The 24,891-nt window shown below is 45.8% G+C and carries 25 protein-coding genes; 16 read left to right on the top strand and 9 right to left on the bottom strand.

Annotated elements, in window-relative coordinates; genetic code table 11:
• Positions 1–161 precede the first annotated feature (161 nt).
• Positions 162–995, top strand: a complete 834-nt coding sequence (locus tag J7545_RS10195) for a metal ABC transporter permease (RefSeq protein ID WP_318698641.1) — start codon at positions 162–164, stop codon at positions 993–995.
• 68 nt (positions 996–1,063) lie between these two features.
• On the opposite strand, the gene psb34 is transcribed toward J7545_RS10195, so the two are convergent.
• Positions 1,064–1,234 (bottom strand): photosystem II assembly protein Psb34, encoded by a 171-nt coding sequence (gene psb34 / locus J7545_RS10190; protein WP_318698640.1) that lies wholly within the window; start codon positions 1,232–1,234, stop codon positions 1,064–1,066.
• Positions 1,235–1,596: 362 nt separating this feature from the next.
• Between psb34 and J7545_RS10185 the strand changes: the two genes are divergently transcribed.
• From J7545_RS10185 to J7545_RS10170, 4 genes are all read left to right on the top strand, one after another.
• Positions 1,597–2,082, top strand: coding sequence for a carboxypeptidase-like regulatory domain-containing protein (locus J7545_RS10185; RefSeq protein ID WP_318698639.1), 486 nt, complete (start codon positions 1,597–1,599; stop codon positions 2,080–2,082).
• Positions 2,083–2,218: 136 nt separating this feature from the next.
• The gene (locus J7545_RS10180; protein WP_318698638.1) at positions 2,219–3,178 is read left to right on the top strand and encodes a metal ABC transporter substrate-binding protein; all 960 of its coding nucleotides are present in this window, start codon (positions 2,219–2,221) and stop codon (positions 3,176–3,178) included.
• An 81-nt stretch (positions 3,179–3,259) separates the two neighbouring features.
• Entirely contained in the window at positions 3,260–4,042 is a 783-nt protein-coding gene (locus J7545_RS10175; RefSeq protein WP_318698637.1) for a metal ABC transporter ATP-binding protein, read from the top strand.
• Entirely contained in the window at positions 4,039–4,932 is an 894-nt protein-coding gene (locus tag J7545_RS10170) for a metal ABC transporter permease (protein WP_318698636.1), read from the top strand. The genes J7545_RS10175 and J7545_RS10170 overlap by 4 nt, the downstream gene beginning before the upstream one ends.
• A 64-nt stretch (positions 4,933–4,996) precedes the next feature.
• Here J7545_RS10170 and cobD read toward each other — a convergent pair whose 3' ends face one another.
• From cobD to J7545_RS10130, 8 genes are all read right to left on the bottom strand, one after another.
• A complete protein-coding gene (gene cobD, locus J7545_RS10165) occupies positions 4,997–6,049 on the bottom strand; it encodes a threonine-phosphate decarboxylase CobD (RefSeq protein WP_318698635.1) in 1,053 nt (350 codons plus the stop codon).
• A gap of 25 nt (positions 6,050–6,074) precedes the next feature.
• Positions 6,075–6,362 (bottom strand): HU family DNA-binding protein, encoded by a 288-nt coding sequence (locus tag J7545_RS10160; RefSeq protein WP_271944720.1) that lies wholly within the window; start codon positions 6,360–6,362, stop codon positions 6,075–6,077.
• A gap of 251 nt (positions 6,363–6,613) precedes the next feature.
• Positions 6,614–8,884 (bottom strand): calcium-binding protein, encoded by a 2,271-nt coding sequence (locus tag J7545_RS10155; RefSeq protein ID WP_318698634.1) that lies wholly within the window; start codon positions 8,882–8,884, stop codon positions 6,614–6,616.
• A 143-nt stretch (positions 8,885–9,027) separates the two neighbouring features.
• Entirely contained in the window at positions 9,028–9,354 is a 327-nt protein-coding gene (locus tag J7545_RS10150) for a 2Fe-2S iron-sulfur cluster-binding protein (RefSeq protein ID WP_318698633.1), read from the bottom strand.
• 178 nt (positions 9,355–9,532) lie between these two features.
• Positions 9,533–9,826 carry a ferredoxin gene (locus J7545_RS10145; protein WP_318698632.1) on the bottom strand — a complete coding sequence of 98 codons (294 nt, stop codon included), beginning with the start codon at positions 9,824–9,826 and terminating at the stop codon, positions 9,533–9,535.
• A gap of 233 nt (positions 9,827–10,059) precedes the next feature.
• A complete protein-coding gene (trpE, locus tag J7545_RS10140; RefSeq protein WP_318698631.1) occupies positions 10,060–11,577 on the bottom strand; it encodes an anthranilate synthase component I in 1,518 nt (505 codons plus the stop codon).
• 143 nt (positions 11,578–11,720) lie between these two features.
• Entirely contained in the window at positions 11,721–11,966 is a 246-nt protein-coding gene (locus tag J7545_RS10135; RefSeq protein WP_318698630.1) for a hypothetical protein, read from the bottom strand.
• A 149-nt stretch (positions 11,967–12,115) separates the two neighbouring features.
• On the bottom strand, positions 12,116–12,859 hold the full coding sequence (locus J7545_RS10130) for a DUF3120 domain-containing protein (protein WP_318698629.1): 744 nt from the start codon (positions 12,857–12,859) through the stop codon (positions 12,116–12,118).
• A gap of 186 nt (positions 12,860–13,045) precedes the next feature.
• Between J7545_RS10130 and J7545_RS10125 the strand changes: the two genes are divergently transcribed.
• The 11 genes from J7545_RS10125 to tuf all read left to right on the top strand — a co-directional run bounded on the left by J7545_RS10125 (position 13,046) and on the right by tuf (position 24,852).
• The gene (locus J7545_RS10125) at positions 13,046–13,996 is read left to right on the top strand and encodes an undecaprenyl-diphosphate phosphatase (protein WP_413039092.1); all 951 of its coding nucleotides are present in this window, start codon (positions 13,046–13,048) and stop codon (positions 13,994–13,996) included.
• 3 nt (positions 13,997–13,999) lie between these two features.
• Positions 14,000–15,355: a TIGR03279 family radical SAM protein gene (locus J7545_RS10120; RefSeq protein WP_318719520.1), complete on the top strand. Its 1,356-nt coding sequence runs from the start codon at positions 14,000–14,002 to the stop codon at positions 15,353–15,355.
• Positions 15,356–15,566: 211 nt separating this feature from the next.
• Positions 15,567–16,454, top strand: a complete 888-nt coding sequence (locus J7545_RS10115) for a hypothetical protein (RefSeq protein WP_318719519.1) — start codon at positions 15,567–15,569, stop codon at positions 16,452–16,454.
• Between the two features lie 232 nt (positions 16,455–16,686).
• Positions 16,687–18,495, top strand: coding sequence for a phosphodiester glycosidase family protein (locus tag J7545_RS10110; protein WP_318698625.1), 1,809 nt, complete (start codon positions 16,687–16,689; stop codon positions 18,493–18,495).
• 8 nt (positions 18,496–18,503) lie between these two features.
• Entirely contained in the window at positions 18,504–19,199 is a 696-nt protein-coding gene (locus tag J7545_RS10105; RefSeq protein ID WP_318698624.1) for a Uma2 family endonuclease, read from the top strand.
• Between the two features lie 101 nt (positions 19,200–19,300).
• On the top strand, positions 19,301–19,759 hold the full coding sequence (locus tag J7545_RS10100; protein ID WP_318698623.1) for a phosphomannose isomerase type II C-terminal cupin domain: 459 nt from the start codon (positions 19,301–19,303) through the stop codon (positions 19,757–19,759).
• Between the two features lie 27 nt (positions 19,760–19,786).
• Entirely contained in the window at positions 19,787–20,113 is a 327-nt protein-coding gene (locus tag J7545_RS10095) for an iron-sulfur cluster assembly accessory protein (protein WP_318698622.1), read from the top strand.
• A gap of 119 nt (positions 20,114–20,232) precedes the next feature.
• Positions 20,233–20,604 (top strand): 30S ribosomal protein S12, encoded by a 372-nt coding sequence (gene rpsL / locus J7545_RS10090; protein ID WP_271936249.1) that lies wholly within the window; start codon positions 20,233–20,235, stop codon positions 20,602–20,604.
• A 123-nt stretch (positions 20,605–20,727) separates the two neighbouring features.
• Entirely contained in the window at positions 20,728–21,198 is a 471-nt protein-coding gene (gene rpsG, locus J7545_RS10085) for a 30S ribosomal protein S7 (protein ID WP_318698621.1), read from the top strand.
• 190 nt (positions 21,199–21,388) lie between these two features.
• The gene (fusA, locus tag J7545_RS10080; RefSeq protein ID WP_318698620.1) at positions 21,389–23,467 is read left to right on the top strand and encodes an elongation factor G; all 2,079 of its coding nucleotides are present in this window, start codon (positions 21,389–21,391) and stop codon (positions 23,465–23,467) included.
• Between the two features lie 155 nt (positions 23,468–23,622).
• The gene (tuf, locus tag J7545_RS10075; RefSeq protein WP_318698619.1) at positions 23,623–24,852 is read left to right on the top strand and encodes an elongation factor Tu; all 1,230 of its coding nucleotides are present in this window, start codon (positions 23,623–23,625) and stop codon (positions 24,850–24,852) included.
• Positions 24,853–24,891: the final 39 nt, after the last annotated feature.

The raw sequence follows: 24,891 nt of genomic DNA, 5'->3' as shown, positions 1-24,891 counted from the left end.
AATTCAAGCTTGTATTTCATAACGCAAGCAAAGCGCTGTATTAATTAAAAATTGAACATGGGTAGGGCTTAGAGGATGAGGGCGGGTTGAGTAAAGTTATTGATGTGTTTTGTAGATTTTTTGTGAACCCACCCCCACAACGTTGTTTAATTGTGAATGTAATGGAAACCGAAATCTCACGCGCTATAGAACTCTTCCAATTTGCCTTTATGCAACGGGCACTGATGGGAGGCGTATTAATGGGAACAATGGGGGGACTGTTGGGCAGTTTTACGATTTTGCGGCAACTCTCATTTTTTAGTGATGCCCTGGGACACTCGACTCTCTTGGGATTAAGTTTAGGGCTATTATTAGGACTGAATCCTTCATGGGTGATTCTCCCCTTTGCAGCGATCTTTGCCCTGGTGGTCAATACCTTTCTAGAGCGCACCCAACTGTGGACAGATGCTGTCCTCAATATTGTTTATTCCTCCTCCTTAGCCTTTGCCATTATTACTCTCAGTCTGATCGGGGAATACAAAGGAGGCATCAATCACTTACTTTTTGGGGATATTTTAGCTCTACAAACCTTCGATCTAATCATTAGCACGCTCCTATTATTGGTTTGTATTGGATTTATTGCCTCAACCCTGCGCACTCAGATGATGTTGACACTTCATGAACCAATGGCGATCGCCCGTGGTGTATCGGTAGAAACCCATCGTACCGCCTTCGTTGTGCTGCTTTCGTTAGTTGTTGGTGTCGCGATCAAGGCGATCGGGGTGTTACTGGTGAGCGCTTTTATTGTCATTCCTGCCTGTTCCGCTCGCTTAATGACTCAGAACTTCACCACCTATGCGATCTTATCTGCGGTTATTGGAGCGATCGCCGCTTTATGCGGAATTGTCCTCTCTGCCTTATTTGACTTGCCCTCCGGCCCCAGTATTGTGATCGTGCAATTGGGATTTTTCTTGAGTGCGATCGGCTTTGCTAACCTAAGACCGATTACCTCATAAAAAGAAAAGCCACCTAGTAGTTAACTAAGCGGCTCGACTAGCGTTTGTATAGAGAGGAGAGAAGAGAGTTAGCTCACAGCAATTCCAGTGAGGATCAAAGCGGTTGTGAGGAGGAGAGAAATTGCCCCTTGGAGCATGTAGCGTTGCTGCTGTTCTTGACTGGGGAAGTCTGCATAGTAAATTTGAGGCTCGTTAGCGTAGTTATTGAGCTGTCCTTCAGGATTAACCGTTGTGTACATCAGGTTGACCTCTTTGTTTCTCGTTGTTGTAAACTAATATAACAAATTATAAAGAAATGTTTCTGTGACTTGACAGAATCTTTTTAGTGATGTTAATCACAAGATGGAAAGAAAGAGGGGCGATCGGGAAAAAATGAGGTAAAGCCAGTCGCGCAAACATCTTGCTCGCTTTTCGCCTCCAGCGCTCAAGACGCTCCCATTCCACCCCCCCACCCCATGTTTAATGGAGATCAGATCCTGATTGACAGAGCCATGTTACGAAGAATTGGTCTATGGGCAATGAGCAGTATCTATGTGCCCAATGCCAGTGATTTGCTTTTAAGATTGACTAAAACCCTCAGAACCAACAGGAGAGTATCGTAATGAAATCCTTCCTTACCCTATCTGCCGTGCTACTGAGCATCGTGAGCTTACCCAAAGTTGCCCTTGCCCACTCCGTAGAAACAGATTACCAGTCTATGTCCGATCGCCTAGAAATCCAATCGATGTTTAGCAGTGGTGAAGCCTTTGAAGGTGCCCCTGTCGTTGTTTACGCTCCCAACGACCCCACCACACCTTGGCTCGAAACCACAACAGATGAGAATGGTGAATTTGTCCTCCAACCCGATCCCTCCATTCCCGGTGAGTGGTCCGTAGAAATTGGAGAAGGCGGTCATTGGGATAACATTATCGTTCCCGTGAGTGGCGAAGGGATTGAATCAGAGAATATCAGCTATCTTGAGGGACATCCTTACCATACCCACAACCGTAACCGTATCGCCAATCGTTACATTCTCGCTGGGGTTGTAGGGGTGACTCTTGTTGGTGGTATTGGTGGCGGCATCTTGCGTCGCAAGCTCAAAGGCTAATTCAACCGCCATCCCAAGATTCCTGTAGGGGCGAAAAAGTTTTCGCCCCTACAATTTTTTTAAATACACACCGAGCAAATTATGATATAAATATGAAAGATGAAACGATTATGAAATTAACTGGGCTGATTTCTCCATGCCTTATTCCTATCCATCCACCTTAATGGCGATCGCTAGTTTAGTCCTCACCCTAGGTCTGACAAGCTGTGCAGGTATAGACAGCAATACAACCTTAGAGCAAACTCCTGAAAATCCAAGCTCTACCATTGGAGAAACCGAAAATAAAAAGAAAGTCCTCACCACCTTTAGCGTTCTTGCTGATATTGCCCAAAACGTTGCCGGGGATCAACTAACGGTCGAGTCCATTACCCGCATCGGTGCAGAAATTCACGGTTACGAACCCACCCCCAGCGACCTCATCAAAGCACAAAACGCTGACCTGATTTTATATAACGGCATGAATCTAGAGCGGTGGTTTGAGCAATTTTTAGGCAACCTGGAAAATGTGCCCTCTGTCCTCTTAACTGAAGGTATTGAACCCATTCCCATTGCTGAAGGCCCCTACATCGACAAACCCAATCCTCATGCTTGGATGTCTCCCCAAAATGCCCTAATTTATGTGGAAAATATCCGCCAAGCGTTTGTTACCCTCGATCCAGACAACGCCGAAACCTATAATACTAATGCAGCAGCTTATAGTGAAAAGCTCAAAGTCATTGACCAAAAACTGCGCGAAGCTATAGAAAAAGTCCCCAAAAATCAACGTTACTTAGTTACCTGTGAAGGCGCTTTTTCTTATCTGGCACGGGATTACGGGATGAATGAAATTTATATCTGGCCGATTAATTCCGAGCAACAGTTTACGCCCAAACAAGTTAAAGGGGTGATCGATCGAGTCAAAAGTAAGCAAATTCCCGCAATTTTTTGTGAAACGACGGTGAATGATAAAGGACAAAAGCAAGTGGCGGAAACCACAGGCGCAACGTTTGGCGGCAATCTTTATGTTGATTCCTTGTCTACAGCAGAGGGGCCTGTACCCACATTTTTAGAGTTGCTCGAATATGATGTGCAACTGATTACAAATGGATTGTTATAGTTGCCTTCCCTCTCTCTCACGTGGGAGAGCAAGCCTCAATCAATCCATTGAAAATTCCATAATTACCCACTGGAGAAAACGATGTCATCCTTGACTGAACCGCTCAATATAACTGTTAATAATCTGAGTGTTACTTACAGTAATGCTCGGCTGGCCATTTATAATGCCAATTGTACAGTGGAACCCGGAACGATTACCGCCTTAGTGGGGCCCAATGGGGGCGGAAAATCGACGTTATTTAAATCCATTATGGGCTTTTTACCTCCTAAGCAAGGACAAATTCGGGTGGGTGGAATGCCGGTGAAAATAGCTCAAAAGCGGCAGTTAATGGCGTATGTTCCCCAGTCAGATGAAGTGGATTGGAATTTTCCGGTCAGCGTCTTTGATGTGGTGATGATGGGACGCTATGGCTATATGAATATGTTGCGAATTCCGAGTGCGAAAGATCGGCGGTTGGTGATGGAAAGTTTAGAGCGGGTGGGAATGGTAGAATTTCGGAATCGGCAAATTGGGGAACTGTCAGGAGGACAAAAGAAACGGGCATTTTTGGCGCGATCGCTCTCTCAAGACGGTAAAGTGATTTTATTGGACGAACCATTTACCGGGGTGGATGTGAAAACGGAGAAGCGAATCGTTGATTTGCTGATGCAGTTGCGCGATGAAGGATACACAATTCTGGTCTCTACCCACGATTTAGCCTCGATTTCCACATTCTGCGATCGCACAATTTTAATTAATCAGACGATTCTGGCATCTGGAAGCACAGCAGAAACCTTTACCCAAGAGAACCTAGCGATGACGTTTGGCGGTTTACCCATACAAAGTTTGCACTCTCTGTCCCCAAATTTCGAGGTCGATTCTTGACTATTCCCTATTCCCTATTCCCTATTCCCTATTCCCTAGTAGTTTTAGATTGGCTCCTTGAACCCCTAGAATATGGATTTTTAGTCCGAGCGTTGTGGGTGAGTGCCTTTGTCGGTTTAGTTTGTGCTGTACTCTCCTGTTATATTACCCTCAAAGGCTGGTCACTGATGGGGGATGCGGTTTCCCATGCGGTAGTTCCTGGAGTAGTGGTTGCCTATGCTCTGAATATTCCCTTTGCGGTGGGAGCATTCTTGTTTGGATTTGGCGCAACGGTGGCGATAGGGTATGTGCAATCGAAAACTCGGTTAAAGGAAGATGCGGTAATTGGCGTAGTCTTTACCGGTTTTTTTGCTTTTGGAATTGTGTTGATTACCAAAATTCCCAGTAATGTGGATCTGTTTCATATCCTGTTTGGCAATGTGTTGGGCATTTCTAACAGTGATATTATTCAAACCCTGATTGCAGGAACCATAACGTTACTGGTGATTCTGTTGCGACGTAAGGATTTATTGCTGTTCTGTTTCGATCCCAATCATGCTCAGGCGATCGGGTTAAATATCCAATTGATGTATTATACCTTGTTGTCAGTTTTGGCTCTAACCATTGTTACGGCTTTGCAAACGGCGGGTATTATTCTGGTGATTGCTATGCTCGTGACTCCAGGAGCAATAGCCTATTTACTGACCGATCGCTTCGATCGGATGATGGGACTCTCCATTACTAGCAGTGTGCTATCGTGTATCCTGGGAACCTATGTCAGTTATCATCTGGATATCTCTACAGGAGGAGCGATCGTGGTGCTGTTGACCCTCTTCTTCATTCTAGCCATGGTATTTGCTCCCAAATACGGCATATTAGCCCAACAGTCCAGAGTTAATAAACTGGAATGATACAGCGCTCAGGGTTCTTTTTTTAATTGATTGCTTCATTGATATGAGTTAATCAAGATTTGAGTTAATTGCTGAGAGCATCAAGTAAGCGTTGATTATCAGAGGACGAACGGATGGCAATGCGGAAATAGCGATCGCCCAGTTCAGGAAAACTCGCACAGTCTCGGATCAGGATCTGGTGTTCTTTTAATAACCGCTCTTGTAGCTTCTTAACGGATCGATCGACCTTGACTAATAAGAAATTCGCCGCTCCTGGATAAGGATCGAACCCCGGCAGCGATCGCAACCTTTCAAAAACATACTCGCGGGTGGGAGGTAACCAGTCCCAAGTTTGCCGTTGAAAATCATAATCTTGGATCGCCGCAATTCCGGCTACTTCCGCAAGGATATTCACCGGCCAAGGATCGCGCCAGTTTTGCCATTGTGCAATTAAGGCTGGATGGGCGATCGCATAACCCAGACGCAGGCCGGGTAAACTATAAAACTTAGTGAGCGATCGCACAATCACCAGATGAGGATAATCTTGGAGCAGCGGGATTAAACTTTGGTCTTCTGAGGGGTTTAGGAAGTCCATGAACGCCTCATCAATCACCACAAACTTAAATCGATCCAAAACCGGCAAAATCTCCTCACGCCGCCATAATTTACCCGTCGGATTATGGGGATTATTCAGCAATAAGCCCGATCCAGGATTAGCAGAATTAGGAAGGGAAGAGGCTAACCCAGACCAACTTAGGGGATAGGGTTGAATGGGAACTCCAAAAGCTTGAAGCGCTCGTTCATAGTCCCGAAATGCAGGAGTGAGCAACGTCACACCGCCACACCCTTGAAACTGACGAGCAATCCAAGTCAGTAATTCTGCCGCCCCATTCCCCGGCCAAATGAACTCTGGGGGCAGTTGATGAAATCGCCCCAGATGTTCCCGTAGCTGGGAATACTGGGGATCTGGGTACAGAGTAATCCGATGCAAATGGGTTGTAATTGCGGCGATCGCCGATTGTGGAGGGCCTAACGGATTGATACTAGCGGAAAAATCCAGAAGGCGATCGGGTGAACAGCCTGCAATTGAGGCTGCCCAAACAACATTTCCTCCATGAACCGGACGTTGGAAAGACACTGACTTAATGGAATAAATCGGAAACTTACTCGTCTTTCGGAGGAGCTACTCTTTCCTTAAACAGCTTACCGGCCGAAAACGCAGGAACTTTAGTCGCTGGGATTTCCATTTTATCTCCAGTTTTAGGATTGCGTCCTTCTCGTGCTTTCCGCTCCCGCGACTCAAACGACCCAAAGCCAACCAAGGTCACTTTGTCACCTTCAGACACCGCTTCCATAATCGCTTCCAGGGCAGCACTCAACACCGCATCCGCTTGTTTTTTGGTCACTGAAGCCTTTTCAGACACCTTATCGACCAATTCACCTTTATTCATGTTGCATCTCCTTTTCAGGTTAAACTGCTGAAACTCCCATTATTTCAGAGTTTCACTGGATTATTCTAATCTCTGTCATCCCCATATGGATCGGCCAAACCTTTAATTTCTATGGATTTCAGGATTTTCTTCACAAATCATTCCAAAATAGTATCACAGGATACTATTTTTAGGGAATAGGCAGATGGGGAGATCAAGAGATCGGCAAGATCCTCATCTGCTTATTACCTATTACCCATTACCCAATTGCGTCAATAGACAAAAATATTAGCATTACTAAAGTTACTCACCGAGGGACGACCGGGAGCATTGAGAACTGCCAGGGGTTGATTATTGGCGATACCACCAGCCGCCGAGCCATTGGCATCAAAGAACAAGTTGCCTTGGGAATCGTAAATAAAGCGCAACTGGTCACCATTGGCAGCATTCTGATAAGCACTCGGAGGGCTAGCCGGATTAAAGACAGAATTAGACAAGAATAACTGTCCTTGAGACAATTGTCCCGCTGTTAGACCTGCACCAAAGGTCTGAGCATTGACCAAAATCACACTACTATTGCCAAAGCCTTGAATAACATCCCCTCCTTCATTCAGGGCGGTATACACATAATAATCTTGCCCAGATACTCCATTCAGGGTATCGGCCCCCTGTCCTCCAAAGAACAAGTCGCTAGAGCTATTCCCTCGGAAGTTTTCCGATAGGGTTGTACCGGCAACCAAACTCCCCGTAATGGGAGTAGGAACTGCCGGTGCAGTTAATCGAGCAACACCTGCTCCTGTAGGATCGGGAGGAATGGTAAATCGTAGGGTGGTATTCTGAGTAACACTTAAGCTAGCTTCATCATATTTACCGGGAGCGACAATAATCGTATCTTGACCGGATACATTGCCGCTTGCGGGAAAACTGTCATTCCGATTATTTCTAAGGATTGGATCGCTGCTGGCTGCGCCCACAGTGGTATAGACATTAATCGTTGCTTCTTCTGATACTCTGCCCCCGGTATTTGTAGAGCGTACTACCAAGCCAAATGGCCCATTGCCCCCCGGAGCGCTGTTGAGGGTGATATTTCCACTCGAATCGATACGAAAGTTAGCACTAGAACCACCTCCAGTAACGCGGGAAATTTCATAGGATTGAATCCCGGAATTATCTGAGGATCGGATTTGCCCAATTACTGTTCCGGGTTGGGTGGCATCAATGCCACTGTCATTACTAACCGTCAGCACTTCTCCACCGACTAATTGGGGAGGGGTGGGTCGTTGGTTGCTGGGGGTGGGGGTTGGCGTTGGGGTGGGGGTTGGCGTTGGCGTTGGCGTTGGGGTCGGGCTTGGAGTTGGGGTGGGCAGATCAACCGTGACAAAATCAGTTTGGTTAATCAGGGCCACGTTGACGTTTCGCAAGACCATTAAATAATCGCCCAGTACTTGCCCTGCTTGACCTGTACTCGCAATCTGACGAATGACTACATCATTGGCATTGGCTCCTGTTCCTTGGGTAATAGACAGGTTAGCAAAGGTTAGTCCGTCTCCTAAGCCGATTTTATCTTCCTTGTTTCCATTCGCATCCACAAAGAAGTCGTTGACTACATCTGCACCCGAGAGCTGGAAACTACCGGAGTTGGCATCAATCGCAAACGTATCCCGTCCTGCACCACCGAGCAGGGTATCTGCTCCCGTACCGCCAAAGAGAAAGTCATTACCGGGTATAGTATTATTTGAATCTCCAGCTAGGGCATCATTACCTGCATTACCTTGTAGCGTATCATTGCCCCGATCGCCGGAAAGGAAATCATTGCCCTCTCCCCCTTCCATCCGATCCTCATTTTGTCCCCCAAACAGGGAATCATTACCTGGGTCGCCCAGCAGGGTATCATTTTCCGTACCACCCGCCACAAAATCTGCACCATTACCACCGAGGAGACTATCTGCACCCCTGTCCCCAGTTATCACATCACCTTCATTATCTCCAAAAATTGTATCCGTATCATTCCCGCCAAAGATGAAATCAATCCCTTGACCGCCTCGAATACTTTCTAAACCGTCTCCCCCCTCAATGGTATCGTTACCTAAATCTCCAAAGAGACTATCATTACCTTGAGAGCCGACCAGATAATCGCTATCTTGGCCGCCATAAATGAGATCGTTTCCTCCATTCCCATTAATGGCATCTATACCCGTTCCTCCAAAGAGGGCATCATTAAATGAGCCTCCAGAAATCTGATCGTTACCTGGTCCTCCCAGGATTAAATCAATACCCTCTCCTCCGGATATAAAGTCATCTCCAAAGTCCCCTGAGATCTGATCGGCCTCTGTGCGACCAAAGAGTGTATCGCTTCCTTGACCGCCAAATAGGGTATCCCTACCTGGCCCACCATCGATGAGATCGTTATCCTGATTGCCGAGGATAATATCATTAAACCCTAGTCCGTTCAGGGTATCATTGCTTTGAAAACCCGAGATAATATCCCCTTGCTCAGTTCCATTACGTAAATCTGGCCCGGGGGTTCCATTAATCGTTGGCATAATTTAAGCCTCCTCACAACTGCATTAAGAGATATAAGACCTTCAATCCCATTAAAGCTTAACTTAGCTAACTTGAGAGTTGATTGCAGATGAAGCGAGACCTGTCTGGGGAGGCTAGGGGTAAACCGAATAAGGTTTAAGAGTTAATAGAGTTCTTCTTCTTGATAAGTAAGAATGGTGCAGTCTGCCTTAGCATACGCTATACAGGTCAGGACATAACCGGCTTCTATTTGCCCATCGTCTAAAAAAGACTGGTCCGATTGATCCACCACATCTTCTGGATAGGTGTTCTCTGGCAATACTAACTTACCAGCACAGGTAGAACAGGCTCCCGACCGACAGGAATAGGGAAGATCCACACCTTGAGCTTCTGCTACATCTAAAATGTATTCATCTTCAGGAACTTCGATAATTTCATCAAGGTCTTCTTCTTCGTTCACCAGTCGAACGCTGTAGTTTTTTTTAGCCATTTCGCTGCTTCCTTAATCTGTTTTCAGCTTGATTTTTTAGAGGTTTAAGGATGATTGTTGAGGTGTAACTGTTCCATTGGATCTTACAAACTATTAGCACCCAAATCTCCTTACTATTAAAAGGGGATTTGGGTAGCTTAGGGACTTAGTTATGCTAAGGATTTTGAGAGTTGAAGAACTAGGTCAGATCGTCTTCTTTATGAGTTTCAATGGTGCAATCTGATGTTGGTTTAGCAATACAGGTCAGAACCCAACCGGCTTCAATTTGATCGTCATCAAGGAAGGATTGATCGTCTTGATCGACCGTACCCGCAGTGATTTTACCAGCACAGGTGGAGCAAGCACCGGCACGGCAGGAATAAGGCAGGTCAAGCCCTTGTTCTTCAGCAATATCTAGAATAATTTCGTCTTCAGGACAATCTATTACTGTTTCACCAGTGGGGGTTTTCAATGTAACTTTGTATGTAGCCATGGTGTTACTCCTCAGAGATTAGTTGAATGAGTATAAGGTTGATTAATACAAACGATAGCCAATTTCCTGGCTTAATCGTCTGTACGATCGCTTGTCTTCATTCTTGATATTACGGGATTTTGGACAAATTGCAAGCAAAATTTAATCAACAATTTGAATCAGATCGATGATTTGATTTTCTAATTGCTTATACTTCATGCCTCTAGTTCGTCCCTTCAGATTATCGGGAAGACTTAGGGGTACAAGCATTGAATAGCTTGTAATAATCCTTTAGCTTTATTCAGGGTTTCTTGGTATTCGTTCTGGGGAATAGAATCAGCGACTAGACCGGCTCCTGCTTGAACGGATACGGTTTTATCCTGTACAACCATGGTTCTAATGGTAATGGCACTGTTGAGCTGTCCTTCAAAGTCGTAGTATCCATATACACCCGAGTAGGGGCCGCGCCGATCGCCTTCAAGTTCGTGAATAATCTCCATGGCGCGAATTTTCGGTGCGCCACTGACGGTTCCAGCGGGAAAACAGGCTTTGAGTAAGTCCCAGGCACTGCGATCTCTCCCCAGTTCCCCCACGACGTTACTGACAATGTGCATCACATGGGAGTAGCGTTCAATCACCATCAGCTCATCGACTTTAACGGTGCCACTGGTACAAACTCGCCCTAGATCGTTGCGACCTAAATCGACCAGCATAACATGCTCGGCAATTTCTTTGGGGTCTTGTAAGAGTTCGTCGGCTAAGGCTTGGTCTTCTTCTGGAGTAGCGCCACGGGGACGGGTTCCGGCAATGGGTCGAACGGTGGCGATAGTTTTGCCATTGGAAGCTTTTTCAGCTTTAACCATGACTTCTGGAGATGAACCAATCAGTTGCCAAGAGCCAAAATTAAAATAGGCCATATAGGGCGAGGGGTTAATCAGTCTCAGGGAGCGATAGAGGTCAAAAGGTTTACCTCTATAGGCAGTACTGAGACGCTGGGAGAGAACAACTTGAAAGATATCTCCTGCCAAGATATAGTCCTGAGCTGTTTTGACGTTGGTACAGAAGGCTTCTGGGGTAATGTTGCTGGTGTAAGACACCCTAGAGTCTGGGTTCACCCGGTTTGGGGATGTCCATTCCAGAGATATGTGTTTGCGAGAGAGGGGTTTGTTGAGTTTCTTAACGAGGGATTTGATCCGATCGCACCCTTTCTTATAGGCTTTCTTCAGTTTGGTGTTAGGATCGCGCACATCCACATAGGCGATCGCCCAAATCTTACGCTTTACTTGATCGAAAATCAACAGATGATCGACCTGCATCCATATGCCATCAGGCAGATCGATCTTATCCCCTCCATGGACGGGAACGGTAGGTTCAATCCAACGAATCAGCTCATAGCCCCAAAATCCGAATAATCCCCCAATTCCGGGAGGCAGTTGGGGCAGTTTGACAGGATGATAGGGTTCTAAACAATTGGCTAAGTGCCCGAAAGGATCGCCTTGGAATTCTTTTTGAGTGCCATCTCGAAACGTTTGTGTGGTGCGATCGCCTCTTGCTTCTAAGATCCATAGGGGATCGCAACCTAATAAACTGTAGCGACCGATCTTTTCTCCGCCTTCGATCGACTCTAGCAAAAAGTTGTAGGGATGATTGGCACAAACCTTGTACCATGCCGAAACCGGGGTTTCTAAGTCAGCGACCCATTCCTGACAAACGGGAATAAAATTACCCTGTTGGGCAAGCTGTTTAAATTCGGAAAAATCGGGGTAAATCATGGATCGGGAGGTGATGGAACAGGAGTCGCCATCCAAGGGGATCCTGCTTATGCTGAAGATCAATCATATCGTGCTTTCCGCTGTTGCGGACATCAAACGCGCTGGTAATGGATCAACCCTTTTTCACTAATCTTCAGATTTGGCTATTCTCCATCTAGGGTTGAGAGTTCATCCGTTAGTTCTAAGCGTCCTCGATAATAAAGATAGAACAGGCGATCGATCGCCTGTTGCTCTTCTTCACTCAGATTGGGATCTAAAATAGCTGCCATTAATCCATATCGGTCAGCTTGGGTTAATTTGCGCTTCGTATAGGCTTGAACAATCAGATCGCTTAGGGCACAGGGGAGGAGATGTAAGGAGACTTCCATCGCTTGATGTTGAGATAGCATTCTCAAGGGTCTTTAATCTTATTCTCCTGGGGATGCTCTGTTCATTCCGTGATGATTTGGGAAATGGGTTGTGATTTGAGTCACAATAAAGACTAGCCCTGATTTCTTTCTACCGATCGAAAAATGTTGTCTTTAAAGCCGATTGGAATTTAGGCACAAAGAGCTGCCAGCCAGAAGAGTCCGTCTACGACTAGGGTACTGAGGACTGCACCACTAAAGGCCCACCACTGGATTTGTTTGGAGCGCACGGGAAATAAACCCATTACTAGCAAGAGAGTTAACAACGCTCCCGCCCAAAATCCCCCCCAAGGGGTATAGATTTGGGCGATCGCCTCTTGAAAGACAGGGCGTACAAATTCGGGTTCGACTTGCATCAGTTGCCGCCAGTGGGGGATCAGGTCAACTAGGTAAAAATAAATATCGGTGATCGCCGTCCCCAACAGGGAACCAAGATAGAAGAAATGGCCGATTAATCCCCAAGAATTTCTAGACTGTCTACAGCGCAGTACTAGGTCGAGTAAAACGAAGGGTAGGGCGATCGCCTCGATGGGTAAATGATAGAGCGGTTCCCACCTGAGCCACCCCCAATAGATCGAGCCGGCTAACCAACTCCAACTAAATCCTAATAAGAGATCGCCCCAAAGCTGCCCCCAGTGACGAGTCTTGAGCATCCAACTTACACCAAGCCAGCCGAGGGTCATTACAAAACTTAATTCTGGGAACAGGCGCACTAAGGGCGCTTGGAAGAACACAGGTACAATCACTAACCCCCCAGATGCCAGCCAGATTTGCCAATGTTGAGGGAATGCCAGCCCTTTCAACCCTTCCTTTACAGGATTTGAGGCTGACTTGGATGTTGAGGAAGAATAGGGGGGAAAGGTTTGATGAACCACAATTAAGTTTCGTTACTTAACTTTACATTGTTTAAGATATCAGATTTTTTAATTCTGTCTATTGGATCTGATATCCCCCCCGGGGGGGATAAGTGTATGATAACCGATCGCCAGAGAAATGAAACCTACAAGGCACAACCCCCTGTTTTTGGCAATAATGGGACAGTTCTCCATCAAGGATTCGTAATGCTTAAAAAAAATAGCGATCGCCCCCTCCTGTTTGGACTAATCTTCCTCTCTACCCTACTTTTACCTCCCCTCGCGCAAGCACAAGACACCTCCAACAGCGTTTCCGGGCAGATTAATGTCTTTCAAGCCTTTATTTTAGGACTGGTACAAGGAATGACAGAATTTATTCCCATTAGCAGTACCGCTCACCTGAAAGTAGTCCCTGTGGCACTCGGATGGGGCGATCCAGGAGTTGCCTTTTCTGCTATCATTCAACTGGGCAGTATCGGTGCTGTCCTCTGGTATTTTTGGGACGATCTGAGGCAACTGACCCTAGGAACCCTTCAAGCCATCCAGAAAAAAGACTATCAGTCCAATAGTGTCCGCATGGTATCCGGGATTGCGATCGGAACCCTACCCATTGTGGTGATTGGCTTAGGGGTTAAACTACTGATCCCCAACTTCGACGAATCTCCCATTCGCAAACTCTCTGCCATTGCGATCGCCTCCATCGTCATGGCTATTCTACTCGGATTAGCCGAAAAATGGGGCAGTCGAAAACGGGACTTCGATCGCCTCGGAATGCAAGACGGAATTCTCATGGGATGTGCCCAAGCTCTTGCCATTATCCCTGGCGTTTCCCGCTCCGGATCGACCATTACCGCTGGATTATTCATGGGATTAGAACGCGCCAGTGCCGCCCGATTTTCCTTTCTCCTTGGCATTCCCGCCATCACCCTTGCCGGATTAGTTGAACTCGCTGGACTACTCGACGAAGGACTTGCCGGAGTCGGCTTATTTCCCCTAATTATCGGCTTAATTTCCTCCGCCTTTTTCTCCTATGTCGCCATTGCCTGGCTAATCCGTTTTCTCCAAACCCGTAGCACCTGGCTCTTTATCTGGTATCGTCTGATTTTTGGCATCGTTATTTTAATCGCCATTAGCACCCAACTTATCCAGAATAGCTAAACCATGAGTACCATTCGTCCCGCTAAAATCTCCCAAGTTCTTCCCGACTCCATCGCCGCCGAAATCGGTTTTGAACCCGGTGATGCCATTGTCTCCATTAACGGCACAGCACCGCGAGACTTAATTGATTATCAGTTTTTATGTGCCGATGAAATTCTCGATCTTGAAGTTCTCGATCTTAAAGGCAAAACCCATCAAGTCGAAATCGAAAAAGACTACGATCAAGATTTAGGACTAGAATTTGAAAGCGCTTTCTTCGATAGTTTAATTCAATGTAATAATCGCTGTCCCTTCTGCTTTATCGATCAACAACCCCCCGGAAAACGTAAAAGCCTTTATCTCAAAGATGACGACTATCGCCTCAGTTTTCTCTACGGCAGTTATTTAACCTTAACCAATCTCAGCCCCAAGGAATGGAGCCGCATTCAAGCCATGCGCCTCTCCCCCCTCTACGTTTCCGTTCATGCCACCGAACCAGACATCAGAAATCGTTTATTAAAAAATCCTCGCGCCGGTCAAATTCTTCAGCAACTGGAATGGTTCCAAGAACAACGCTTACAAATTCATGCCCAAGTCGTCGTTTGTCCAGGAATTAATGATCGAGATCATTTAGAGAAAACAATTTTAGATTTAGCAAGATTTCATCAAGGAGAAATTCCTGCCGTTGCTTCAATAGCCGTAGTTCCTGTCGGCTTAACTCGTTTTCGCCCTAGTGAAGATGAACTCATTCCCGTAACCGTGGAAAAAGCACAAGAAGTGATTATCCAGGTGCAAAGATTACAGAAAAAATTTCAACAAGAAAAAAATGCCACCATAGTTTGGTTAGCCGATGAATGGTTTTTAATTGCTGGAGTGGATTTACCTCCCGAATCCCATTATCAGGATTATCCTCAAATTGGCAATGGAGTGGGATCAATTCGGTTATTTATTCGCGAGTTTGAAGAGAAGATACAAAAGAGATCCGTGGCTAAAGTATCTCCTCCTAAAATATTCTCCTGGGTAGTAGGAAACACTGTAGAAAAAGCATTTACCCCTTTAGTGAATCAATTAAATAAGATATCAGGCTTGACCATTCAGTTACAAGCCATGAATAGCGACTATTGGGGACAAGACATGACCGTAACTGGCTTGTTGACGGGAGAAGATTTGCTACATAAGTTGTCTGAAAAGGACTTAGGTGATGGTATTTTATTACCAACGGTGATGTTAAAGCATGGTGAAACTTGTTTTTTAGACGATCGGACAGTAGAAGAGGTCGAAGAAAAATTAGGTGTACCGATTTTCCTAGTCGAAAATATTGATACTTTGCTCAATATTTGCTTTACAGAAAGTCCCGCTATAAAACAAGAAGTAATATAGCGCGTCTCTCTTCTATGGAGTACAGTGTAACCGTCTCGTATCTCAATAAACAACTAAAGTCTGCTCCTTGTTCCCCAGAACAAAAGGCTTTAATATACCTTGTAAGAGCGGAAACTGCTGTATCATCACACATTGCATTACCATCATGGAAAATTTCGAGAGAATAATATCTATTCTAGCTTTTCTATCCATAGGCTTTTCCCTAACAGAAGTGTATCTAACAATCAACCAAATTTGGAAACGAAAGCACGAACGAGCCGTTGCCGAAAGTATATCCGTTACGGCTAACTTAGTTTCTTTAATTCCTGGATTGATCTTTGCCCTCAACTATCTTTTGCAAGGTGAACTTATTGGCTTAATCGACACCACATTGTTTGGTGGTTTGGCTGTATTTTATATCCTAGTAGGTACGTCCTTATGGGTAGAAGGAGAGCGAAAAAAAGGGTTATGGGAATTAATCAAACAAACTCTCAACTTAGAAAGAAAAGAGGCGGGAGACTTGGCTCGATCGTTTTTCAAACCATCTGGAGCCAAAAAGGTGATTAGTATCTTAAGTCAAGTCGCAATGATTGATGAATTTCTTGATGAACGAGAAAAGCAATTTATTCAAACTTTTGCTGACAACTGGAATATTAATTATTCTTGGGATGATTTACAAAACAATAGAAGAGCAGGGGCTTCTATCAATTTGATCAAGTTACGTCAGGATGTTATGGATTACTTGGCAACCTCTCCCCCTCATAAACAAGTATCAGAATTCAAAGATATTATTAATGCTTTAGTCAATATTGATGAAGAAGTTTCCGAACAAGAACAGTTGATTATCGCAGAATTAGAAGGTTTGTTCTCTGAGTATATTAACCAAGGTTCTAATGCGGCTAAATATCATGTGATCGTTGTTCCTCAAAATGAGCAACAAGTTCAAGTCATCATGAATTTACCGGAACTCAATCGATATGAAGTGGCAGAAGGGACGGCCTATCATAGCGAGCCATTTTATTCTAAAGAATATGCAGATGTAATATCTGAGGGTTATCGCAGTCTGAATCTGTTTAGCATAGTTACATTAACGTTGCCAACAGAAGACACTATATCCTAATTTCAAGGTTATGCTCTTAGCCAAAATTTGGTCGGCCTAATTAATCTATCATTTTGAACTCAGTTGTGACATAGTTTGACAATCTATTCGGATCGGACTGACCGCTGGATGGAGAAGATAACGTTTTCCATGGATTGTAGGATGTGCATAGAGATAAGGTGCGCCTTATCTCTACCGGTTTCTAATAAGTCCAAGGATATGATTTAGGTATGGTTGTGGGGTAAACAGATTGATGTTGTCATTATTCTATATTGCATTGTTGGGCGCTGGGATGTTTTCTGGTATAAATGCACTTCCGGTTAACGCTTGTGAGGATAGCTTAACCGAAGTGTGTCCTGTATCAACTATGAGTGAGGAAGAATTCCTCGCGCAAAATCTTCCTGCTCAAGGCAATCAAATCATCATTAATGGTCAAACATTACCCATTGCCTGGAAACAATGGCGAGAGAATAATCAATTGCGGATTGGCATTAGTGATGTGGGTTTGGTGTCGGGTTTTGGTGTAGAATTGCTGAGTACTGCTAATCCTACTCTCCAACCGATTCAGTGGTACGGAATTCCTCGTCAAACTCAGTGGACGCTTCCGGTTCAGGTGACTTCGACTGCACGATATGTGGATGTGACGGAGTGGGTGCAAGAGTTGGGATGGCGGATGGTTCCCCAGGGGAATATGCTGAGGCTACAAGCGCCTGCGAGTCAGGTTTTGGGGATGCGTCAGGTACAAGAAGCTTGGGGCGATCGCTTCCTAATCGCTTTGAATCAAGAAACACCGATACAAATCAACCATGCTCCCGGAAAGACGGTGATTACTCTTGGGGCAGTTGCTTCTTCTGCTCTCTTCGATGCCTTTGAATCCCAGGCTGGGAATGCTATTGATAGCATCAAGTTTACCCCGGAATCGGGACGGACGCAAATTGAAATTAACCTGAAAAGCAAACAAGTGCGTCCCCAAATTCTTACCGCGAATGCGCCCTATCGGGTGGCGATCGATTTTCATTTAGATGCCTATATTCCCACAAAACGAATCCAATGGGCCCCAGGAATTCAATGGCGACAGCAAACGGTGACCATTGGATCGTCGCAGTTTCCTGTATTTTGGCTGCAAATTGACCCGCAAAATCCCCAAATCCAACTCCGTCCCATTCGCACCAATACCCAAGCTGCATCGGGGACTTCTCCCTTAGTGACTTTAGCGCGTCAATCTCAAGTGGCAGCCGCCATTAATGCGGGATTTTTTAATCGTAATAATCGCTTACCCTTGGGAGTCATTCGCGACAATGGAGAATGGATATCCGGCCCTATTCTCAACCGGGGAGCGATCGCCTGGAACGACCGAGGACAATTCCTCATCGATCGCCTAACCCTCACTGAAACCCTTACCACTCAAAGCAGCCAACAATATCCCATTCTTTACCTCAACAGTGGCTATGTCAAACCGGGATTATCTCGCTATACCCGTGCTTGGGGGTCAACTTATACGCCACTGACCGACAATGAAACCCTTATTTCGGTAAACGGCGATCGCGTCATTTCTCAAACCCAAACCACCCAAGCCGGAACCGGCCAATTTTCCATCCCTCCCCAAGGATATCTCTTAGTCCATCGTGGGCAGGATCTTCGGCCCTCTATTCCTCCAAGAAGTCGTCTCCAACTGCAAACCACCTCATCCCCCGATCTCACCTCCAACTATCCCTTTACCCTAGGCGCTGGCCCTCTCTTGATGAAAAATGGTCGTATCGTGCTAGATGCCCAAGGAGAGAGCTTTAGCCAAGCATTTATTCGCCAACAAGCCTCCCGGAGTGCGATCGGTTTAACCTCCAATGGACAACTGATTATCGCCGCTGTCCATAACCGCTCCTACGGAAAAGGGCCAACCCTCACCGAAATGGCTCAAATTATGCAACACCTTGGTACAGTGGATGCCCTGAATTTAGATGGTGGCAGTTCCACCGGACTTTATTTAGGAGGAGAATTATTAGACCGCTCCCCCCGAAGTGCCGCCCGCATTCATAATGGCTTAGGCATCTTTCTTCAACCTTAGTAACCCCCATGAGAGCCACACTAAAACAGGAGCCAGTTGTAGCGCCAAGCCTCGGCAAGCGATCGCGAAGCGTCTCCGTAGGAGAATCGCTCCTACTAAGCAATATTAGCTGGCTGACTTACGAATCTCTGCTTGAAGATTTAAGCGAACAAGCAGGAATGCGCCTGACCTACGACCAAGGATTACTGGAAATTATGACTCCTTTAGCTCCCCACGAAGGTGATAAAAAGCTGATAGGACGTTTTGTAGAAACCCTGACTGAGGAGTTGAATATAGAAATTCGCAGCCTGGGTTCGCTCACTTGCAAGCGCGAGGACTTAGCTCGCGGTTTTGAGCCAGATGAGTGCTACTACATTCAGAACGAGTCTCTCGTGTGGAACAAAAAGCAAATAGACCTCAGTCAAGATCCGCCTCCAGATTTGATCGTCGAGATTGATGTGACTAGCCACTCTATTAATAAATTCGATTTATATGCCGATTTTGGAGTGCCGGAGGTCTGGCGCTATGATGGCGATCGCCTACAATTCGATCAGCTAGAAGGAAAAGAATATAAACAGAGCGAACACTCCTTGGCTTTTCCTTTCCTACAAGCCACAGAAATTATGGGTTTTCTGGAATTGAGAAAAACCACTAAGGAAACCGCATTGATTCGGGAATTTCGCCAGTGGGTTAGCACTCATGCCAAATCACCACCTAACAGATGACAGCAAAGAGAGAAGATTGTTATGGTTATCTAAGGGGAACTCTTCTCTCCTTTTAATTCTGCAACCCAAGATTTCTAACCTTCTACGGAGAAAAATCAATCATGGTACAAGCCTCAGAACGCCCAACTGTTAATTCAGATAATTCAGACAAAACTAAAGACTCCCTTCCTAAGTCTTCTCCATCCTCCAATAGCTTGCCAGAAGTGGGAGAACGTCCTTGGGGAACCTATACGGTTTTGGAAGAGGGACAAGGCTATAAAATTAAACGCATTGAAGTTAAACCCGGTCATCGCCTGAGCCTGCAAATGCACCACCACCGCAGCGAACATTGGATTGTGGTTTCAGGTACGGCAAAAGTTGTCTGTGGCGACAAAGAAATCATGGTTTATCAATATCAATCCACCTATGTTCCCCAAGGAAACTCCCATCGCTTGGAAAATCCAGGAGTGATTCCCTTAGTGCTGATCGAAGTCCAAAATGGGGAATATCTCGGTGAAGATGATATCGTGCGCTTCCAAGATGATTATGCCCGCACGAACGGCAAAGATAGTACAGTCTAAATGATAGATATTTGAACTCGCTTCCCCATGATTCATTTAACCCCTGCTGCGGCCACAGAATTAAAACGGTTGCAAAGCCGATATCCCCAATCGACTCCTTGGGTGCGTTTTGAGGTGCAGACAGGGGGATGTGCAGACTTGAGCTATGAGATCCGGTTTGACTCAGAAAAACAGGAGACGGATCGGGTCTATGATTATGAGGCGATCGCCATCATCGTCGATCCAGCCCAATTAACTTATCTCGATCATTTGAGAGTCGATTATTCTGATGATTTGATGGGTGGAGGATTTCGCTTCCACAATCCTAATGCCACCCGAACTTGTGGCTGTGGTCAATCCTTTGCCATTAACTAGCCTTACAAGTAGAAGGGTTGAGGGACCAAAAGATTGACAAAAGGTGAGTTTAGTTGGTAAAGTTAAAAATTGTCGTCAAAGTTGAACCAGAGACGGTTTATAGCAAACCTCCGTACCTTATGCCAACGATCCAACAACTCATTCGTAGTGAACGTCAGAAAATAGAACGGAAAACCAAGTCTCCAGCTCTAAAAAGCTGCCCCCAGCGCCGTGGAGTCTGCACCCGTGTCTACACTACAACGCCTAAAAAACCGAATTCAGCCCTGCGTAAAGTTGCCCGTGTGCGTTTGACCTCCGGGTTTGAAGTCACTGCTTATATTCCAGGGATTGGGCATAACCTTCAAGAACACTCCGTAGTCATGATTCGCGGTGGACGGGTGAAAGACTTGCCAGGTGTAAGGTATCACATCATTCGTGGAACCCTAGATACCGCAGGCGTAAAAGATCGGCGGCAAGGTCGTTCTAAGTATGGAGCTAAACGCCCCAAATAAAGCGTTTAGAACGGTTTAAGGAATCGAAATAAACCGTTATAGCTTCTTCGTTATTTTTAGCGCTGGTCGTTGTAAATATATACTGTAAACCCAATCCATTATTGAAGTCTGAGATCTAAACTTATGTCTCGTCGAGGAGTATCTCATCACCGTTCTGTCCCTCCAGACTCGGTACACAATAGTCGCCTGGTTAGCATGACCATCAGGCGGATCATGAAGAGTGGAAAAAAATCCTTAGCCTCTCACATCCTATATGATGCTTTCAAAATTATTGAAGAGCGCACCGGCTCTGATGCTCTACCTCTCTTTGAAAAAGCCGTGAAAAATGCAACCCCTTTGGTTGAGGTAAAAGCCAGACGGGTAGGTGGGGCGACTTACCAAGTTCCCATGGAAGTCCGCTCAGATCGGGGCGTGAGCTTGGCTCTACGTTGGTTAATTCGATTCTCTAGACAGCGTTCGGGTAAATCCATGGCGATGAAATTAGCCAATGAACTTATGGATGCTGCCAACGAAACCGGAAGCACCATTCGTAAGCGGGAAGAAACCCATCGCATGGCAGAAGCAAACAAGGCATTTGCTCACTATCGTTACTAAGGGATTAGGCAAATTCAGCGCCTCATCTTTAGCCCAATTCAAAAGAACTGAGCGGAATCTAGTCTAAACCCTGTTTTAGGCTAGATTTCTTCAGGAAGTCTTAATCGTTTGGCTTAAAAAAAGTATACAATTCTAAAAGAGCCGAAAAAATAAACAATCAAGACTGCTTTTCAAGACCAAGGAGGTATCTGTGGCACGAAATATCCCGCTGGAGAGAATTCGCAATATTGGCATCGCTGCCCATATTGATGCGGGCAAAACAACAACAACTGAAAGAATCCTGTTTTACTCAGGCATTGTTCACAAGATTGGTGAAGTGCACGACGGAACAGCAGTGACTGACTGGATGGCCCAAGAACGGGAACGAGGGATTACCATCACAGCAGCAGCTATTAGTACCAGTTGGAAAGACCATCAAATAAACATTATCGATACTCCGGGTCACGTAGACTTCACAATTGAAGTAGAACGTTCCATGCGTGTATTGGATGGCGTAATTGCTGTATTTTGTTCGGTTGGTGGCGTTCAACCCCAATCAGAAACAGTATGGCGGCAAGCAGATCGCTATAAAGTGCCCCGGATTGTTTTTGTTAACAAAATGGACCGCACCGGAGCGAACTTTTTTAAAGTATACGAACAAATTAAAGATCGTCTTCGGGCGAATGCTGTCCCCATTCAAATTCCTATTGGCTCAGAAAGCGATCTTAGAGGTATTGTCGATTTGGTGCGAATGCGTGCCAAGATTTATACTAATGATCTAGGTACTGATATTGAAGATGCGGAAATTCCCGAGGATGTTCTGGAACAAGCCCAAGAATACCGTGCCAAACTCATTGAATCGGTAGCAGAAACAGATGATGCTCTAACCGAGAAATATTTGGAAGGAGAAGAGTTAACGGAAGCAGAAATCCATGAGGCTCTGCGTAAAGGAACCATTGACGGAACGATTGTTCCCCTGCTGTGTGGTTCTGCTTTTAAGAACAAAGGGGTACAACTGCTTCTGGATGCCGTAATTGACTATATGCCGGCTCCCATTGATGTGCAAGCGATCCAAGGAACGCTCCTAGATAAGACGACTCCTACGGAACGCAAAGCAGATGATGAGCAGCCCTTCTCTGCCCTAGCCTTCAAGATCATGTCCGATCCCTATGGTCGCTTGACCTTTACCCGAGTGTATTCAGGCGTACTGAAGAAAGGCAGCTATGTCATGAACTCGACCAAGGGTAAGAAAGAGCGAGCTTCTCGCTTGATTATTCTCAAGGCCGATGAACGGATTGAAGTCGATGAGCTGCGATCGGGTGACTTAGGAGCCATTTTGGGTCTTAAGGACACCACCACTGGAGATACGCTCTGTGATGACAGTTCTCCGGTAATTCTGGAATCTCTCTATATCCCAGAACCGGTGATCTCCGTTGCTGTAGAACCGAAAACCAAGCAAGACATGGAGAAGCTCTCCAAAGCGCTCCAAGCCTTGTCTGAAGAAGACCCCACCTTCCGAGTCAGCGTTGACCCGGAAACCAACCAAACCGTCATTGCCGGGATGGGAGAGCTGCACTTAGAAATTCTTGTAGACCGTATGTTGCGGGAATTCAAAGTGGAAGCGAATGTGGGTGCGCCCCAGGTTGCTTATCGAGAAACTATCCGTAAAGCGATCAAGGCTGAAGGTAAGTTTATCCGCCAAAGTGGGGGTAAAGGTCAATACGGCCATGTGGTAATCCAACTTGAGCCTGGCGATCCAGGTAGCGGCTTTGAATTTGTCTCGAAAATTGTGGGTGGATCGGTACCAAAAGAGTACATCGGCCCTGCCGAGCAAGGGATGAAAGAAGCCTGCGAATCGGGAATTTTAGCCGGATATCCAGTGATCGACCTCAAAGCTACCTTGGTTGATGGTTCCTTCCACGAAGTAGACTCGTCGGAAATGGCCTTTAAGATTGCTGGCTCTATGGCAATCAAAGAAGCAGTAACCAAGGCATCACCCGTGCTGCTCGAACCCACCATGAAGGTAGAAGTGGAAGTTCCTGAAGACTTCCTCGGAGATGTGATGGGAGATCTCAATTCCCGTCGCGGCCAGATTGAAGGGATGGGTTCTGAAGACGGGATTAGTAAAGTCTCGGCTAAAGTTCCTCTGGCAGAAATGTTTGGTTATGCCACAGATATTCGCTCCAAAACTCAAGGACGTGGAATTTTTTCGATGGAATTTAGTCATTATGATGAAGTTCCTCGGAATGTGGCAGAAGCGATCATTGCCAAGAGCAAGGGAGAAGCATAAAATCCACTAGGGCAATTAGAGTTGATAGCAGTTTGAGGAATCAATTCTATTAACTCTAATGCTCTGGTTCGACTCTCTGAACTTGTCCTGACTTAGGGTCAGAAAACGTTTACTTCCTCTTTTATCTAGTCAACATTAGGCACAATTAATTAGTTATGGCACGCGAAAAATTTGAACGGAATAAACCTCACGTTAACATTGGTACGATTGGTCATGTTGACCATGGTAAAACAACCCTGACGGCTGCTATTACCATGACCTTGGGCGCTGCTGGCCAAGCCACAGCCAAGAAATACGAAGACATTGATGCTGCTCCAGAGGAGAAAGCACGGGGGATTACGATTAATACTGCTCACGTGGAATATGAAACGGGGAACCGTCACTATGCTCACGTGGACTGTCCCGGACATGCTGACTATGTGAAAAACATGATCACTGGGGCAGCGCAAATGGATGGTGCGATCCTGGTGGTTTCTGCGGCTGATGGCCCCATGCCTCAAACTCGCGAACATATTCTCTTAGCTCGTCAGGTAGGCGTTCCTAACTTGGTGGTGTTCTTGAATAAGAAAGACCAAGTGGATGATGAGGAATTGTTAGAGCTGGTTGAGCTGGAAGTACGGGAACTGCTCAGTAGCTATGACTTTGATGGAGATAATATTCCCATTGTTGCTGGTTCTGCCCTAGAAGCAGTAGAAACCATGTCCAAAAAAGCCGATGCTCAACGGGGTGAAAATGAATGGATTGATGCCATTTGGGACTTGATGGATCAAGTGGATAGCTTTATTCCGACTCCAGAGCGGGATGTGGATAAACCTTTCTTGATGGCGGTAGAAGATGTATTCACGATTACCGGTCGGGGAACCGTAGCAACTGGACGGATTGAGCGGGGTAAAATCAAAATCAACGAGGAAGTGGAAATCGTTGGTATTAGAGATACTCGCAAAACAACGGTAACCGGTGTGGAAATGTTTAAGAAATCTCTGGATGAAGGGATGGCTGGTGATAATGCTGGTCTTCTGCTTCGGGGGATGAAAAAAGAGGATATTGAACGGGGTATGGTTTTGGCTAAACCCGGTTCAATTACTCCTCATACTCAGTTTGAAGCTGAAGTTTATGTGTTGAAAAAAGAAGAAGGTGGCCGCCATACTCCCTTTTTCCCTAATTATCGTCCCCAGTTCTATGTACGGACAACGGACGTAACCGGCACAATTAAGTCATTCACCGCAGATGATGGTAGTGATGCAGAAATGGTGATGCCTGGCGACCGGATTAAAATGAACGTGGAATTGATCAATGCGATCGCGATTGAACAAGGAATGCGTTTTGCGATCCGTGAGGGAGGCCGTACCATTGGTGCTGGCGTGGTTGCTAAGATCCTTAAATAGCTCGGACTGAGTCCTCCGTTCATCTCCATTAAACCCTTC

Origin of the sequence: Roseofilum sp. SBFL, assembly GCF_017746885.1 — a bacterium.
Lineage (GTDB): Bacteria > Cyanobacteriota > Cyanobacteriia > Cyanobacteriales > Desertifilaceae > Roseofilum.
Note: the sequence above shows the minus strand (reverse complement) of the source record. Positions and strands in the feature narration are given on the sequence as shown.